The 17,148-nt window shown below is 46.8% G+C and carries 10 protein-coding genes; 5 read left to right on the forward strand and 5 right to left on the reverse strand.

Annotation, left to right across the window (positions count from 1 at the left end):
• Positions 1-157 precede the first annotated feature (157 nt).
• Both ACFQ2O_RS11840 and ACFQ2O_RS11845 read left to right on the forward strand, forming a co-directional pair.
• Positions 158-721, forward strand: coding sequence for a hypothetical protein (locus tag ACFQ2O_RS11840; RefSeq protein ID WP_377527756.1), 564 nt, complete (start codon positions 158-160; stop codon positions 719-721).
• A gap of 279 nt (positions 722-1,000) precedes the next feature.
• Entirely contained in the window at positions 1,001-1,912 is a 912-nt protein-coding gene (locus tag ACFQ2O_RS11845) for an AraC family transcriptional regulator (RefSeq protein ID WP_377527758.1), read from the forward strand.
• Between the two features lie 100 nt (positions 1,913-2,012).
• On the opposite strand, the gene ACFQ2O_RS11850 is transcribed toward ACFQ2O_RS11845, so the two are convergent.
• The 3 genes from ACFQ2O_RS11850 to ACFQ2O_RS11860 all read right to left on the reverse strand — a co-directional run bounded on the left by ACFQ2O_RS11850 (position 2,013) and on the right by ACFQ2O_RS11860 (position 8,333).
• On the reverse strand, positions 2,013-3,545 hold the full coding sequence (locus ACFQ2O_RS11850) for a S10 family peptidase (protein ID WP_377527761.1): 1,533 nt from the start codon (positions 3,543-3,545) through the stop codon (positions 2,013-2,015).
• Between the two features lie 138 nt (positions 3,546-3,683).
• Positions 3,684-5,201 (reverse strand): SusD/RagB family nutrient-binding outer membrane lipoprotein, encoded by a 1,518-nt coding sequence (locus tag ACFQ2O_RS11855; protein ID WP_377527764.1) that lies wholly within the window; start codon positions 5,199-5,201, stop codon positions 3,684-3,686.
• A 27-nt stretch (positions 5,202-5,228) separates the two neighbouring features.
• Entirely contained in the window at positions 5,229-8,333 is a 3,105-nt protein-coding gene (locus ACFQ2O_RS11860) for a SusC/RagA family TonB-linked outer membrane protein (protein WP_377527767.1), read from the reverse strand.
• A 367-nt stretch (positions 8,334-8,700) separates the two neighbouring features.
• Between ACFQ2O_RS11860 and ACFQ2O_RS11865 the strand changes: the two genes are divergently transcribed.
• Complete coding sequence (locus ACFQ2O_RS11865) at positions 8,701-11,631, forward strand: WD40/YVTN/BNR-like repeat-containing protein (RefSeq protein WP_377527770.1); 2,931 nt, start codon at positions 8,701-8,703, stop codon at positions 11,629-11,631.
• Between the two features lie 368 nt (positions 11,632-11,999).
• On the forward strand, positions 12,000-12,662 hold the full coding sequence (locus ACFQ2O_RS11870) for a hypothetical protein (protein ID WP_377527773.1): 663 nt from the start codon (positions 12,000-12,002) through the stop codon (positions 12,660-12,662).
• An 89-nt stretch (positions 12,663-12,751) separates the two neighbouring features.
• Here the strand turns inward: ACFQ2O_RS11870 and ACFQ2O_RS11875 are convergent, their stop codons facing one another.
• A complete protein-coding gene (locus ACFQ2O_RS11875) occupies positions 12,752-15,385 on the reverse strand; it encodes a valine--tRNA ligase (RefSeq protein ID WP_377527776.1) in 2,634 nt (877 codons plus the stop codon).
• 257 nt (positions 15,386-15,642) lie between these two features.
• Positions 15,643-15,993, reverse strand: a complete 351-nt coding sequence (locus ACFQ2O_RS11880; RefSeq protein WP_377527778.1) for a 4Fe-4S dicluster domain-containing protein — start codon at positions 15,991-15,993, stop codon at positions 15,643-15,645.
• Between the two features lie 113 nt (positions 15,994-16,106).
• Between ACFQ2O_RS11880 and ACFQ2O_RS11885 the strand changes: the two genes are divergently transcribed.
• Positions 16,107-17,117 (forward strand): acyl-CoA reductase, encoded by a 1,011-nt coding sequence (locus tag ACFQ2O_RS11885; RefSeq protein WP_377527781.1) that lies wholly within the window; start codon positions 16,107-16,109, stop codon positions 17,115-17,117.
• Positions 17,118-17,148: the final 31 nt, after the last annotated feature.

A 17,148-nucleotide genomic window follows, 5' to 3' on the forward strand; every position in this document is an offset into this window, starting at 1 on the left:
AGGCTTCACCAACTCGCCTGTAAGGGACTTGCACCCTCTGGAATAATATGATACCTTTCGTATCAGGTGCCCATACTGGGCGCACACCCAGTGCAGCCGTAACCCTTGTCACGCTACAGGCTTCGGCTGCACCACTCCGTTAGTTTAAATTATAAAAATGAGAATAGCTGCCAACATAGCACGGATGCTACTTTCTACTGCAGCTTGCGGCTTATTCTCGGCACTTGCCTATTATTCGATAGAACATAATGGAATTCTTTTCATCACTCCTTTTACCTTTACTTGGGCTTTGACTTTGACTAATCTTGATAGAGTTAAAATCAACAAGTTTAAAGCTCTCGGATTGGGAATGATGCTATCGCTTCCAGTCTTCTTTATCTGCTTGGGATTATCTATTGGATTTATTCCATTGATAGGACAATCATCAATAGGTATCATGTATACAGTTGCAGCCGTTCTCATGTATCTAGTAAGTAGCACTTATGTAAACATGAGGAGCTTTAAGACAGGATTAGTAACTACAGCTTTGTTAGCATCGCTTGCTGCTTTACTGACACAACAGCTAAACCTTTTCCTACTGAAGCAAGCACCTGCACTCGCTTCTAATCCTGAAATGTTCTTTATTAGCTGGCAATTATTAGCCGGACTTGGTATCAATACAGGAATATGGCTAAATGTAAAGGAAAGATACCTTACCTTTACAAGATCTAATAAAACCTAAAACATAGCTAACCAAGTCGCCAGATCTGATCACCAATAGCCGGGTTCTTAATCTCACTTTTGATTAAATAAAGTCTTCATCACTCCGCCTCTGGTTTATAGTCACTCACACTTTAATAACCTGTGTTTACCCATCTTTAAGTATAGTAACTAAGTTTTGCTCTACTTCTATTGATTTGATTTAAAGCACACGCAATATTAACTTTTGTTGAATTAGGCGCTCCTATTAGACATTTTGCTATATAATCACTATTATCACTATATAAAAACGGTGGTATGTATGAAAGTGATCCCCTTTAAAATACCAGTTTCTCAGGCCGAGTCTGTAATAGTGAATGAGGATATACTTCCTTTTTTCTATGGCCACATGCACCGTCACAAAGAGATGCAGCTCTCTCTAATTTTGAAGGGAGAAGGCACTCTGATAGTCGGAAACTACACCCAGTCCTTTAAACCCGGTGACTTCTACATTATTGGGGCTAACCAGCCGCACATCTTAAAGTCGGATACAAGCTATTACAACAGCGCTTTACCAGGCGGGGTACATGCCATCCATATCTTTTTTGAGCATGAGCATACGCTTTCAAATCTGATCAACCTTCCGGAAATGGAATTCGTGAAGAGGTTTCTGGATAAAACCTGCCAGGGTTTGCAGGTGCCTGAAGAGTATGCGCCTGAGGCTACCAAAATATTTATGAAGGTAAGCAGGTCATCAGGTCTTAAGCGCCTGCTTTCGTTTATCAAGCTCATACAATACTTTTCCAGAAATCTGACAGACTACAAGTCTTTATCAACAGGCTTTGCCTCTGCCCCATTCCCGGAAGCCGAGGACAGCCGCATGAACGAGGTTTACCAGTACACGATGAAGCACTATGCTGAAAATATTACGCTGGAGCGGATTGCCTCTGTCGTACACATCACGCCACAGGCCTTCTGCAAATATTTTAAGAAGCACACCTGCAAAACGTATAATGCCTTCCTGAATGAAATAAGGATCAACGAAGCTTGTAAGCGAATAATTAACGGAGAATCAACGTGTATTTCCTCTATTGCCTATGCCACAGGCTTTAACAGTGCTATTAACTTTAACAAGGTTTTTAAGAAAACTACTGGCAAATCTCCCAGCGAATATATCAGGGAGTATAAACGCGAATGGAAAAGGGCAATAAAAATGATAAAACAGCCTGCCTGAACATTTTTTTATTCCAACCCAAGCCCTACTTGTTTAGCTATACTTTAACAGCAAAAGGGAGTCCTAAACTTAGAGCTCCCTTTTGCTGCCTTTCATTATTTTATTTTACTACCTGGCTGGTAGCCGTTGTTCTGCTTCGTTCTCTGGTATATTTTGCTGGCTGGCCAGGCTTCGGCAGAGAATCTTTGATAAACTCCCGGATGTCCTGGTTAGAGGTTGCCAGATCTTCGCTGCGCAGGTACATCATGTGCCCGCTACGGTATCCCTTAAAGCGCATCCTGTCTTGTAACCTGCCACTTGGGTCCATTTGCCACATGTTATACTTGGCGTTGAAATAATCGCAGGCACCGTCGTAATAGCCTGATTGTACCATTAGGTGCAGGTTTGGATTTTGTGCCATGGCCTGCCGTAGGTTATCGCCTGTGTTGTCGTCGCTGTTATCCCAAGGGCGCACAGGGCCAAACATGTTATACTTTATGTCTGTTTTATACTTCAGATGGTCTTTGATGTAGAGGTTTATAGCAGGTGTAAACGAGTGCAGCCAGGAGGTTAGTTCTGCCGCATAATCAGGTCGCAAGCCTGCATCCTGCTTGTCGATACCGATGTAGCGCGAATCTAACCTGCCCACTGTAAAACCTTCTTTACGTAAAAGCTCTTTCCAGAAGAAGGGAGCAGGCACATTCAGGTTATGCTGCAGAATCACCTCTTCTGACAGACCTGCGTAATGAGCCATTCTGGCAGCTATTTGCTTTTTCTTTTGTGCATCAAGCGAGCCACCTTTGGTTATGGCAGGAATAAGCTCATTGATGGTAAACTCCTCTACCTCCGGCAACATTGCTGTTAGGTCCTGTTGCTGCAAATCAGGTGAGAGTGCTTTATGGAACCAGGCAGTGGCTGCATAGTATGGCAGCATATTAGCTGCGCCAACTGGCCCATCCCGCTTTATACCCAGCTCCGTTGGCGACACCAAAATTACGCCATTCAAGTACATCCAATGTGCATTCTGAAGCTCCAGGGCAAGGCCGGATACACGCGTGGTTCCGTAGCTTTCACCTATCAGATACTTTGGAGAATCCCAACGGCCTTTGCGGCCCACAAAAGTATTGATCCAGCCAGCCAGGTACTTGATGTCAGCATTAATACCGAAAAACTTTTTCTGCACATCTTCTTTGCTCAACGTACTCACTGCTCTCGACAGGCCTGTGTTTACCGGATTTACATATACAATATCCGCCACATCCAGAATAGAGTGCGGGTTCTCTTTTATACCATACGGCTGTAGCGGATATCCTTCCTCATCAATGTTCAACAGCCTGGGGCCGGTATAGGCAATGTGCATCCAAACAGAAGCTGAACCCGGGCCTCCGTTAAATGAAATCACCAGTGGCCTCGATGACCTATCCTTTACATCAGAGCGCTCATAGTAAGTATAAAATAAGCCTGCAATGGCCTTACCTTCTTCGTCCCATACGGGTTGTGTGCCCGCAGTGGCGGTATAAGGAACACGCTTGCCATTTATAGTAACGGTATGCTTTGTTGTAACAGTCGAATCAGTTTTAGGTGTCAGGCTTTGTGCCGAGGCAGCAAGAACAGCCAAACAGACAACCATAAATAAAGTACAAATTTTCTTCATGTAGCTATATCATTTAAAAGACAAAAAAATTCTTCAGCAGGTGTATACTGCCGATAACTAGAAGCTTAAAGATAAAAACCAGAGACTGGTAAAGCACTATCCGCAAGGGAAAACCTGCGGGTAGTGCTCTTATGACTTTTACTGGCGAGTATCCCAGAAAACCCGTTCCAGCATCGACTGTTTCTGATCAATATTCGGGTTGCTGGTTACCTCTGATACAGGATAAAACAAAGACCGTGGAATCTCATCATATATGGCTAGCGGCGTTGGAATAGGGGTAATATCCGGATACCCTGTTCTCCTCCAGTCGGTCCATGGCTCCATCATCACCCCAAAGTTTGCAATGTATTTCTGGGTGATGATTTGCTTCAGCTTTTCCTCATCAGATCCTGCAAGCGTGCCATGTGCCGATACAAATGCAGCAGCTTCAGCTTCAGGCACTCCTGCATCTTTCATAGAGGCTCTGATACCTTCTTTAAAGAAGTCTTCAGCGTTGCCGGGTGTCCCAAAACGTAGTGCAGCTTCGGCTCTTATAAAGTTATACTCTGAGTACAGTAACAGCCGCGACGGTGCATCGCCACCATACGTAATGGCTCCGCCTTCTATGCTACCATCGGCATTTATCTGTTCTGTATTGATGGCTGAAGGTGTTCCTTTGATGTAGCTGTGCAAGCGCGAATATTTGGTAGATGGATCACTTTCCAAGATAGTAGAGCCCTTGTAAGAATTCGTATTATAGGGGAAAGCTACAAAGTATGAAGCTCGTCGTGGATCATTTTTCTCATTCATGACATCCACAATAAAGCGGTTCGGAAAAAACTGATTCCTGAACTGCCCACCTTCTATACTTGTCAGGGGATTTTGCCTTTGCGACTGGTTCAAAAACATCATCTGAAAATTATCATCTGTCGATCTCATGAACTCAGCACCACTGTTCACCAAGGCTGTTATTTGTTGGCCGGCAAAGCCCGGATCTACTTCACTGTAGTGCAGGTAAATGCGGAGCTTTAGTGTATTGGCAAGCCGCTCCCACTGTTGTTTTGAGGTAGCCCAACTTGTGCTTGGGTAAAAAGTGGAAAAAGCGTTTGGCTCAAAAGTAGAAGATGCTGCATTGATATCTGCAATTCCTTCATCCAATAGCACGATCAAAGTCGGATAGATGGTGGCATCATCATCATACTTGGGGTAGAGGGTATTCTGAAACTGTGTCGCCTCTGAGAAGGGCACATCGCCCCAGGCATCTACCGTTATCTGGTACGTATAAGCCTTGAGAATTTTAGCCACTCCGGTGTAATGAGGACTCTCGTTCTCAGTTGAAACCCTGATCAACTGCTCCAGGTCGGCCAGTATATCCGCATAGATATTGTTCCAGTTGTTGTTTACATCAGAGTCTGTGATAAAGTACCTTTCATAGTTGGTAAAGGTGTTGTTAACGACAGGGCCGTGGCCGGAAAACTGCTGCATGATAAGGTTACTGTAGCGCATCAAATCGCTTGCTCCCATGTACCCAATATTAACCGTAGCAGCCGGTAAAATCTCCGACACCCTTGTCTCTTTGAGTTTATTGGGGTCGTCATTCACATCATAAAAATCACAGGACGGAAAGGTAAGTCCTATGGATAACAGCGCGAAGTATAGAAGTTTATATTTTTTCATATCTCAATAGCTTTATAGTACGGTGAATTAAAAGGTAGCTCTAAGGCTGGCACCTATGGTTCTTGCTACAGGCTGGATGCCGAATTCCAGGCCGCGCGAGTTGCTTATGCCCTGTAAGTTCTGCTCTGGGTCCAGGTCAGGATAGTTGGGAGCGTAGGTGATCAGGTTTCGGCCGTACACAGAGAGTTGCAGTGCCTTTATAAAACTGGTTCTGGCCAGCAACTCCTGCGGCAGGTTATAACTTAGCGTGGCCTCCCGTAGCTTTACAAAAGAAGCATCGCGCACGTATCCTGCCCAGGCTACATACTTGCCTCTTAAGCCCCAATAGTCCTGAGCTGTCACATAGATGTCATTGGTTCTGCCATCTTCTAAAACTCCCTCAAACAGGTAAGGCTTGTTTGCTGTACCATCCTCGTTAAACCGTGGATATTCTGCTGTTTCAGCTGACACACCCTGAATTCTAAGGTCTCCTACTGTTCTGGATAGGATATCGCCTTTGTGCTTCCAGTCTACCAGGAACGAGAGGTTGAAAGCTTTATAGGAGAAATTGTTGGTAAAGCCCATAGTGAATTTAGGATTGGGGTTACCTGTAGCAGAAACACCTGGTGCTGTAAGCGGCAGTCCGTTTCTACCGATAATCATCCTGCCCTGGTCATCTCTCCTATAGTCTGTTGAGTAGATTAGGCCATACTGCTGCCCAACTACTGCCTGTGTATTGGGAGAAGTAAATCCTCCAATTGTCAATCTCTCCACGCCTGGGCTTAGCTCCTCTACCATGGTTCTGAAGGTGGTAAAGTTGAGGGTTGACTCCCACTTAAAGTTCTGTCCGGCAACAGGGCTGCCTGATAACAGCACTTCTAAACCTTTGGTGGAAAGTTTACCTGCGTTTGTAATGGCACTGGTAAAACCGGAGGAGCCGGGCACCGGCACAGGAAAGATCAGGTTACGGGTATCTCTTCTATAAACAGATGCATCCAGGTACAAGCGATCACCAAAGAAACTGAGTTCAGTTCCTACTTCAATCTCACGGGTAAACTCCGGCTTCAGATCAAACTTACCTGCAACGTTGTCATAAGTATAGCCTGCCAACCCGTTGAAAGGGAAGTTAACAATCGTAGAGCCAAATCCATCTGCTGCATCAGCCTGCTCCCAATAGGTAAGGGTATTGTATACTCCTGCTCCTTTACCTACCTGGCCAATATTCGCCCTGATTTTAGCTGATGTCAATACATCTCCTGCTAAGCTTGGAAACGCCTGCGTTGGAACGAAGCTAACAGCAACAGCCGGATAGAAGATAGACCGGTTTTCTTTGGTAAGGGTGGAGGAAAAATCATTTCTACCTTTAACGTTTAAGGTCAGGTAGTTTTTGTAATCGACAACAAAGTCGCCGAAAAAGCCCATGAGTCTGCGCTTGACAAGCTCTCCGGATGGGTTGTATGTCAGGAAATTCTTTAGGTTCTCAAAGCCTGGCACTACAATACCTAGTCCTACCGCCTCTAAGCGCCGGTCGTAGTTAGCGATAACTTCATTACCTATTGTTGCTGTCAGCCTGAAGTCCTCTCCCATTTGCCTGTCTCCTGTAACCGTGAGGTAGGAGTTGATATCACGTGAAAAGAGTTCTCTCTCTCTAAGTCCTCCTGCACCAGCCGTGCTAGCGTTGCCATTGCTTCTGATTCCTTTCTCGTCGAAGCCCTGGCTGTTAGTAGTGAAAACGTCGCCTCCTATTCTGAGGTCAGCACGAAGCCAGTCATTAAAATCGTAGGCTAAGTTCAGGTTACCGTAAATCCTGTTTGTCTCATCCTCATACCTTACATTTTCAATAGCCCAGTACGGGTGATCTTCTCCTGCAAACCACAGTTGGTTCCCCAGCTCGTCCTGATAGGGCAAGCCAGACAGGTCATAGCTTCTCGGTGTATAAATCCCCCTCCAGAGCGGATTGGAGCCTTGGTTACCTGCTTGAGTGCGCTCCGACCTGTTATTAATAAAGTTGATGGATGTGTTAACAGTCAGTTTATCGGTTACACTGGTACCGGCGTTCACGCTAAAGGAGTTTCTTTTGAGCTCGTTGTTGGGCACCAGGCCAGTTTCATACGTATTGCCGTAAGAAATCCTGTAGTTATACTTATCCGTGGCACCCGAAAAGCTTAGGGTGTTCTGCAGAAACTGAGAGTGCTGTAGTATATCCCGCACATTATCAGGATAAGCCCTTAACTGCTCTTCCTCCCCAAACCAGTTTGTAACAGTTTGCCCGTTTATGCGTGGCCCCCAGGAGCCCGGCACATTGTTTATGTAGTTGCCGTTGCTGCCTTGTGCATATTCGTTCTGGAATTCAGGGAAGCGGTTGATTGTTCCTACACCATAGTTAGAAGAGAAGTTAACCTGATTCTTGGTTCCGAATTCGCCTTTTTTTGTTGTGATCAGGATAGCGCCAGATGCAGCCCTTGACCCATAAAGCACTGTAGCAGCTGCGCCTTTCAGCACAGTGATATCGGCAATATCATCCGGGTTAATATCGGCGGCTCTGTTTGAGCTTGCTACACCGGCATTTACACTGTTGCTGCCACCACTGTTATCAATCGGTACGCCATCAATTACAAACAGCGGCTGGTTACTGCCGGTTATACTTGAGAAGCCCCGGATGGTGATGTTAGAGCTGGACAGGCCGCCCCCAGTACCGGATATTTGCACACCAGCAACTTTACCGGCCAAGGCATTGGTCACATCTGTAACCGGAGCCTTCGTTATTTCTTCGGAGGAAACACCGCTAACGCCGTAGCCTAACGACTTTTTGTCTCTTTCAATACCGAAAGATGTCACCACTACCTCTTGCAGTTGCTTTGTGTCTTGGGCAATAGTTATGTTATAGACACTTGACCCTGTAACCGGAACACGTTGAGTTGCAAAACCAATAAAAGATACAACAAGTGTAGCACCCTGTGGCGCTGACAAACTGAAGGTACCATCCACCCCTGTTTGCGTGCCCCTGGTAAGCCCTTCTACCACAATGGTTACACCCGGCATAGGCTGTCCATCATCTTTGGAGATAACTCTGCCTGAGATTTCCTTGTCCTGTGCATGCGCCATCCCATAGATATTCAGGCACAGGAAAATCAATAGTAGTTTTTTCATCATAGTATATAAGTTTTATTCCTAAGGGAATATAGGTAATCACGGGCTATGATGTAATTGGCGAGAGCGCAAAATGCAGCTTATGTTAATATTGGTTTAGCAATAGACAATTTTGTTTAACTACATTGGCCTAACTTGAATTCGAATTAGGGCATAACTACCTAAAGGCTTAAACAGACAGCAATTACGGGTGTTCCAGGAGACAGCAGCAGCACATAAAGATGAAAACTACTAATCTTAAAGGTGATGTTATTTTTATTACGCGCTCCTGCTCTATTACTTTATCCTACTGCTTACTTTCTGTGGAGGCATAAACAGCTTATACTCCATAGGATTTCTACTTAAAGAATAAAATAACTAATATTAACACATGCAAAAACGTATACTTTCAGCCGCACTGCTGGTAGCCCTTTCGGGATGCGCAGTAGCCCAGAAGACAGGGAAACAACCCTCACCTACACCTGCCAAAGAGCGGTTTCAAGCTCATCAGGCACGCCAGCAGCTAACACAGAACTCGCTGGTGCGTAACCTTGCGCTCCGCAACGCTGGCCCTTCTATTATGAGTGGCCGTATCACCGACCTGGAAGTATCTCCCACAGACCCGACTACTTTCTATGCTGCCTTCGCCTCTGGTGGCCTTTGGAAAACAACCAACAACGGCTTGTCTTTTGAGCCGCTGTTTGACGAGCAGGCAGTAATGACCATCGGTGACATTGCCGTAGACTGGAAGAACAATGAAACCATTTGGATAGGCACTGGCGAAAGCAACTCCAGCCGCTCCTCTTACGCAGGCGTGGGCGTTTACAAAAGCACAGATGGCGGCAAAACTTGGCAGCACATGGGTCTTGACGATACGCACCACATCGGTAAGATTATCCTGCACCCCAACGATCCTAATACAGCCTGGGTAGCCGCAGTTGGTCACCTATACTCGCCAAACAAAGAGCGCGGCATTTACAAAACCACGGATGGCGGCAAAAGCTGGAAGAAAACCCTCTACCAGGATGACAAGACTGGAGCTATCGATTTGCAGGTAGATCCTAAGAACCCAAACAACCTATACGCCGCCATGTGGCACCGTGAGCGCAGTGCCTGGAACTTTGTGGAAGGCGGCAAAACCTCCGGTATCTTTAAATCAACGGATGGCGGTAACACCTGGGCTGATATCAGCACAGCCAGCAGCGGTTTTCCTGACTCTAACAACGTAGGCCGCATCGGTCTAAGCCTGTTCCCGGATAACCCAAACATTTTATATGCACTGGTAGATAACTACGACCGCCGCCCGGTAGAGAAAGAAGCAGATAAGCCGGAAATGCTGGATAATGATCTTTTCAAAGGAATCTCAAGCGACGAATTCCTGAAACTGGATGATAAAAGCCTGAATGAGTTTCTGGACAGAAACCGCTTTCCTAGAGATTACACGGCTAAAAGCGTAAAAGAGATGGTACAGCGTGGCGAGCTTAAACCTGCCGCGCTTACTGACTACCTCACCGACCCTACAGTAGAAACCTATGAATCAGAAGTGAGAGGTGCTGAAGTATACCGTTCCGAAGACGGTGGCAAAACCTGGAAAAAGACGCACGATGATTTCATCAACGATATGTACTCTAGCTATGGCTACTACTTTGGCGTAATACGTGTAGCTCCAACCGATGCAAACAAGATCTACATACTGGGTGTGCCGCTGCTCATGTCTGAAGATGGAGGCAAAACCTTCCGTAACATAGAAGGCGACAACGTGCACTCCGACCATCAGGCCCTATGGGTGAGTCCTGACAAGCCAGGTCACCTGATTAACGGCAACGACGGCGGCATCAACATCACCTACGACGACGGCAAATCGTGGTACTACGCTAATGCGCCGGCGGTAGGTCAGTTCTATTCCGTGGCTGTGGACATGGCAAAGCCTTACAACGTGTACGGCGGATTACAGGACAACGGTACCTGGTATGGACCAAGTAACTACAAGTATAGCCTGGACTGGACAAGTAGAGGCAAATATCCGTATGAGCGCATCGGCGGCGGCGATGGCATGATGGTGCAGGTTGATTGGCGCGATAACAATACCGTGTACCTGGGTTCTCAGTACGGCAACTACACCCGCCTCAACAAGCAAACAGGCGAACGCACCTTTATCAAACCAAGCCATAAGCTAGGCGAAACACCGCTGCGTTTTAACTGGGAAGCCCCTATCCTGCTAAGCCGCCACAACCAGGATGTTTTATACTTTGGCTCCAACAAATTCCACCGCTCTATGAACAAAGGCGAGGAGATGGAAACACTATCTGGCGACCTGACCAACGGAGGCAGAAAAGGAGATGTTGGCTATGGCACCCTGACAAGTATAGATGAGTCGCCGCTGCGTTTCGGCCTGTTGTACACGGGCTCTGATGATGGCGTTATTCAAGCCTCCAAAGATGGTGGCTATACCTGGACCAAAGTATCAGACAAGCTGCCGCAGAACCTGTGGGTATCTACCGTAGTGGCCTCAGCACACAAGCAAGACCGTGTGTATACTTCCCTGAACGGCTACCGTTGGGATGATTTCACGCCATACTTATACATGTCGGAAGACAACGGCAAGAAGTGGGAGCGCATTGGTGGAAACCTGCCGCAGGAAGCGATCAACGTGGTGAAGGAAGATCCGAAAAACCCGAACCTGCTGTATGTTGGCACCGACCATGGCCTGTACATCTCCCTGGACAGAGGCAAAACCTTTATGACCATGAACCAGGGAATGCCAGCGGTTTCTGTGCATGATGTGGTTGTGCATCCACGCGAGAATGATTTAGTGGTTGGCACGCACGGCAGATCTATTTACATCACCAACGTAGAGCACCTGCAAAGCCTGACGCCGGAAGTAATGAACAAGCAACTTCACCTGTTCACCTTTAAGCCGGTCAACTACAGCAGTAACTGGGGCAACAAAGGGTATACATGGAGCGAGGTAAATAAACCAGAGCTGACGGTTCCGTTTTACACTTCAGCCGCTGGCACCACTACTATCCGCATTAAAACAGAGAAAGGAGAGGTAGTAAAGGAGCTTCAGGACCAAAGCGAGCGTGGGCTGAACTACGTGTCCTATGATTTATCAGTAGATGCAGCAAAAGCCAGCATGTATGAGGCCGCAGTAAACGCCACTAAAAAAGAGGGTGAAGATAAGGCTAAAGTAGAAGCGGCCAAAGACGGGGTAATTTACCTGCAGCCAGGCAAGTATACCATAGAGGTAACAACAGCCGGAGGCACAACTCAGACGCAGGAACTTACCATCAAAGCTCCTGAGCGCAGAACGAGAGGTTAATTTATACTTCTTGTTCTACAGCTTGAAAGGCCGCTCTTCAGTTAGAGCGGCCTTTTTTTTTGGGTGGTCTGACTATTTAGTTTTTGTTTCAACCTCTGCTCCGCCAGTTTACCCTGTCCTTCTAGTGTTGTATGCTACGTGGCTACATGTCTGTGAAAATACATTTTCTCATTCAGCACAAGTATGGTTACAACCAAGGAGTGCCATTTCCTGACACTCCTTGGTTATAGCAGCTACTGTAGCTCTCACTGCACAAAGAACGCTTTTCCAGCAGCAGAAAATAAATTCTATTGTTCACTAAAAAACAACCATTACCTATATAGTATATTATTGGCAACTAGTATATTGCGCAGCTAAATCCATACTATATGAAACAACTTTACAAGAAATCATGCCTGCTTCGCGTGCATGTGTTATTACCATTATGCCTGCTGCTGTTTATACAATGCAGCACTCCTAAGCTCTCGATGCAGGAAGGCAAGAAAATAGAGCAATTAGGCGTTTGCCTTGTTTTTGGGGATGAGGTGCCACCAGAGTTTCAGGAGCAGTTTGAAAATCAGCTGGATGACTACATAGTGAAGTATAACACACAGCCACACCCATTTAAGCTGACAGAGTGCCAGGACGAAAGCTCTATGCTCATCAGGATTGAAAACGTAAGCTATACCACAGCCAATCAACGTGCTACAGGTGTGGCTGTTAGTGCTATCGGCTTGTTAGGGGTACCTGTTGCCATGGTCTCGGCCGGCCTTCCTTTCTATGCCTTTTTCTACTATTTCCCGACAAACCAAACACAGGCTATACTTGCCCTGAGCAACGATATTGCACACCCTACTATGGGCACCATGCAACGTGCTTATTCCAGCGGGGGCATGTTTGGCACAGACGAACGTCAGCGCCTGCGCCACGCTACTAAGTTTGACAAACACCTGACCGCTATCTTCACAGAACTAGAGAGCAGCTACGCCAAAACAGCTAGAAAGCCTGCTGCGAAAGTAAAGCAGAATGTGGCAACCGCAGATATGAGATAAATTAGTCTCCTTTCGCTTTACAAGTATAAAATAGCAGCGGCCACTCTCGTAAGGGAGTGGCCGCTGCTATTTTATACTTGGTTTATACTTTACAACACTGCCAGGCTTTGCTCAATGGCATGGATCTTTGCCTCGGCATCAGCCTTCTTCTTGCGCTCAGCAGAAATCACAGCTTCTGGTGCGCCACTAACAAAACGCTCGTTACTTAACTTTTTATCTACCGATGCCAGGAAGCCTTTGGTATACTCCAACTCCTTGGTCAGGCGCTCGCGTTCTGCGGCTACGTCTATATTACCTTCCATCGGGATAAAGAACTCGTCTCCAGCCTCAACAAAGCTAATGGCGCCTTCCAGGTTATCACTCACAAAGCTTACTTCGCTGATGCCAGCCAGCTTGCGGATAACACCCAGAAACGGCTCATAATCAATTCCGCTCAGGTTTTTGATAGACAGCTCCAGTTGCTTTGAGTTCGGGATGTTTTTTGAATTGCGCACATTCCGGATAGCTCCGACAACGTTTAATACGCTGTCCATTTTCTGAATGATCCCTTTATCAAACTTATCCTTTTTAGGCCATGCCGATACGATCAGGTATTCTTTATCCTTGCGCTCTTTTAGCTCGTGCCAGATCTCTTCAGAAATGAACGGCATAAACGGATGCAGCACCTTCAGCACCTTTTCCAGGAAAGCAGTAGTCGCCTCTATCGTTTGCTTATCGATTGGCTGCTGATAGGCAGGCTTTATCATCTCCAGGTAATTAGAGCAGAAATCATCCCACACCAATTTATATACGGCCAGCAAAGCATCCGAAATACGGAATTTGCTGAAATGGTCTTCTATTTGAAGGAAGGCCTCGTTGAAGCGCGACTCAAACCAGTTCACGGCCGTCTCGTTCGGGAACGGCAGGCTTTCGTCTACTTCCCATCCTTTGATCAGGCGGAAAGCATTCCAGATTTTGTTGCTGAAGTTACGTCCCTGCTCTACCAGTTTTTCATCAAATAACAAGTCGTTACCGGCTGGCGAGCTGAACAACATACCCGCACGCACACCGTCGGCACCGTACTGGTCGATCAGGTCCAGTGGGTCAGGCGAGTTGCCTAGCTGTTTCGACATTTTGCGGCCCTGCGTATCGCGCACAATACCTGTGAGGTACACATTGCGGAACGGAAGCTCATTTCTGAACTCATACCCCGCCATGATCATACGCGCCACCCAGAAGAAAAGAATCTCCGGAGCCGTTACCAGATCGTTGGTTGGGTAGTAGTATAAGATATCTTTGTTATCCGGATCTTTGAAGCCATCAAACACCGAAATTGGCCACAGCCAGGAAGAGAACCAAGTATCCAGCACGTCTTCGTCCTGGCGCAGGTCTTCCAGTTGCAGTGCTTCATTGCCGCTTTCCTTACGGGCTAAAGCAAGTGCTTCTTCACCAGTGGTAGCTACTACAAAAGAGCCATCCGGCAGGTAGTAAGCAGGTATCTGCTGTCCCCACCACAGCTGACGCGAAATACACCAGTCGCGGATGCCTTCCATCCAGGAGCGGTACATGTTTTTGAACTTGGGCGGGTGCAGGCGGATCTCATCGTTCATTACGGCATCAAGCGCAGGCTTTGCCATATCATCCATCTTGCAGAACCACTGCATAGAGAGGCGCGGCTCAATCACAGCACCCGTGCGCTCAGAGGTCTGCAATACGCTGGCATACTCCTCTATCTTCACCAGCAATTCGGCTTCCTGCAAGTCTTTTACAATATTGCGGCGGGCAGCAAAACGATCCTGGCCCACGTATAGCTGTGCCTGCTCATTTAGTGTACCGTCGTTGTTGAGGATATCAATGGTAGGCAGCTTGTGCTTTTGGCCAAGCTCGTAGTCATTCAGGTCGTGGGCCGGTGTTACTTTTAGCGCACCTGTACCAAAATCTATACTTACGTACTCATCCAGTATAACCGGAATCTCTTTCCCTAACAGCGGTATGCGCACGCTTTTACCATGCAGGTGCGTGTAACGCTCGTCGTTCGGGTTAACGGCTACAGCCACGTCGGCCATGATGGTTTCAGGACGCGAGGTAGCCACTGTGATATAGGTAGGCGCTGCTGTGCCATCTGCTACAACTTCGTAGTTCAGGTGGTACATTTTAGCCATGGTATCTTTAGGAATCACTTCTTCGTCAGACAAAGCTGTGCCGCCGAGTGGGTCCCAGTTTACCATACGCACGCCACGGTAGATCTTGCCTTTGCGATACAGGTCCACAAACACCTGTATTACGGCAGCGCTCATGTCATCTTCCATCGTGAAGCGGGTACGGTCCCAATCGCAGGAGGCACCCAGCTTCTTCAGCTGGTCCAGTATAATGCCGCCATACTTCTCTTTCCACTCCCAGGCATACTTTAAGAACTCCTCGCGGGTAAGGTCACTTTTGTTGATGCCTTTCTCTTTCAGCATCGCCACTACCTTTGCCTCGGTGGCAATGGAGGCATGATCGGTGCCCGGCACCCAGCAAGCTTCCTTGCCCTGCATACGCGCACGGCGAATCAGTATATCCTGAATGGTATTGTTAAGCATGTGGCCCATGTGCAGCACGCCTGTTACGTTTGGCGGCGGAATCACGATGGTGTAAGGCTCCTTGTTCGGGTTAGGCTCAGAATGAAAGAAGCCGCGCTGCATCCAGCTGTCGTACCACTTCTTCTCTACTTCTATGGGGTTATATTTCGTTGAGATTGACATCGTATAGGTGTTATTTTCGGCGTGTTGTGCTAAAAAGCAAAATTAGGGATTTTGTCTTAATGTTGCTTGTCTGAATCAGGATTTTCAGGATTGGGTAGATAGGCAGGATTAAAATTATTACAGATCAAATAACTGTTGTTGCCGTGTAATTCTTAAAATAAATCCTTTGCATCTTTTTCATCCCAAAAATCCTGATTCAGACAAACAAAAACGCCTGCCCCTTTACGGAGCAGGCGTTTTTGTTTAAGCTTTTATCTTTATGCCTCCTGGTGTAACCAGGATTTCTTTGCCAACAGCTCATCCTCTGTCTCACGGTAGTCCGGATCGTCCACGCAACAATCCACAGGGCAAACAGCGGCACACTGCGGTTCTTCATGGAAACCCATACATTCTGTACACTTATCTGAAACGATGTAGTAAAACTCATCAGAAATAGGTGCCTGTGGTGCGTCCCCAGGGATAACCTCACCATCTTCAATCTCTACTTCTTTCAGTTCAGTTCCACCGCCCCAGGTCCAATCCATACCGCCTTCGTATATTGCAGTGTTTGGGCACTCTGGCTCACAAGCTCCGCAGTTTATACATTCATCGGTTATCATTATAGCCATAGTCGTATCTCCTGTATATTTTTTATACTTTTGTAATCTTGTTTCTATTAACGAACAAAATTAGGAACAATCAGTATCCATATCAAATAAATTTTACAACTCACCGTATTGCCATGACACTTGAGAACAGGATTGAGGCTTTTGTAAAGCTAGGAAAGCAATTACAGAACCTTACCCCGGCAGAGCGCCAGGAGTGGGCCTATACAGCTGCCTCCCGAAACGTTTGGTTTACAGAAGAGAACGTATCCTTTGCACTCAATGGCCTGATCATGATGCTTGATGAGCAATACCTTCGTGAATGGCTTTACCCTTACTTCCTCAAACAGGTTACACCGAAGAAGGTTGGCATTGTGATGGCGGGTAATATTCCGATGGTGGGTTTCCACGATTTTCTGTCGGTGCTGATTAGTGGGCACCACCTGCTGGCCAAGCTTTCCTCTGATGATGAAGTACTGATCAAGCGCCTGGCAAACATGCTGATCGGCATAGAACCTGCTTTTGCCAATCATATTGAGTTTGTACACCTGTTAAAGGAATCTGACGCCATCATCGCAACGGGTTCCGACAATACAGCCCGCTACTTTGAATATTACTTTGCCAGCCGCCCACACATTATCCGTAAAAACCGCACCAGCCTGGGCGTGCTTACCGGCCATGAAGAGGAGGATGATTTACGTGCACTCGGAGAGGACTTTTTCCGCTACTATGGCCTGGGCTGCCGCAATGTATCCAAGGTGTTTGTGCCGGAAGGCTATAAGTTCGACAGGTTTTTTGAAGCCAATGAGTATCGCTCCACTATACTGGACCTCCATAAATACCAAAACAACTACGACTACAACAAATCTATCCTGCTGGTAAACCAGGTGCCGCATTTTGATAACGGCTTTATGCTGGTGCAGCAGAGTCAAAACCTGGTATCTCCTATCTCAGTGCTTTTCTTTGATACCTTTACCTCGCTGGATGATTTACAGGAAAAACTTACAGCCGTAAAAGACAAGACGCAGGTGGTAGTTTCGGCCAATGGTTGGCTGGACGGCAGCATTCCGTTTGGGGAGGCACAGCGCCCTATGGTTTGGGATTACGCAGATGGTGTAAATACATTAGATTTCCTGTATAAATTATAAATCTTATAACTTTCTCTTTCGGGTTCTTGTA

The organism is Pontibacter rugosus (assembly GCF_042678745.1).
GTDB classification, from domain to species: Bacteria; Bacteroidota; Bacteroidia; order Cytophagales; family Hymenobacteraceae; genus Pontibacter; species Pontibacter rugosus.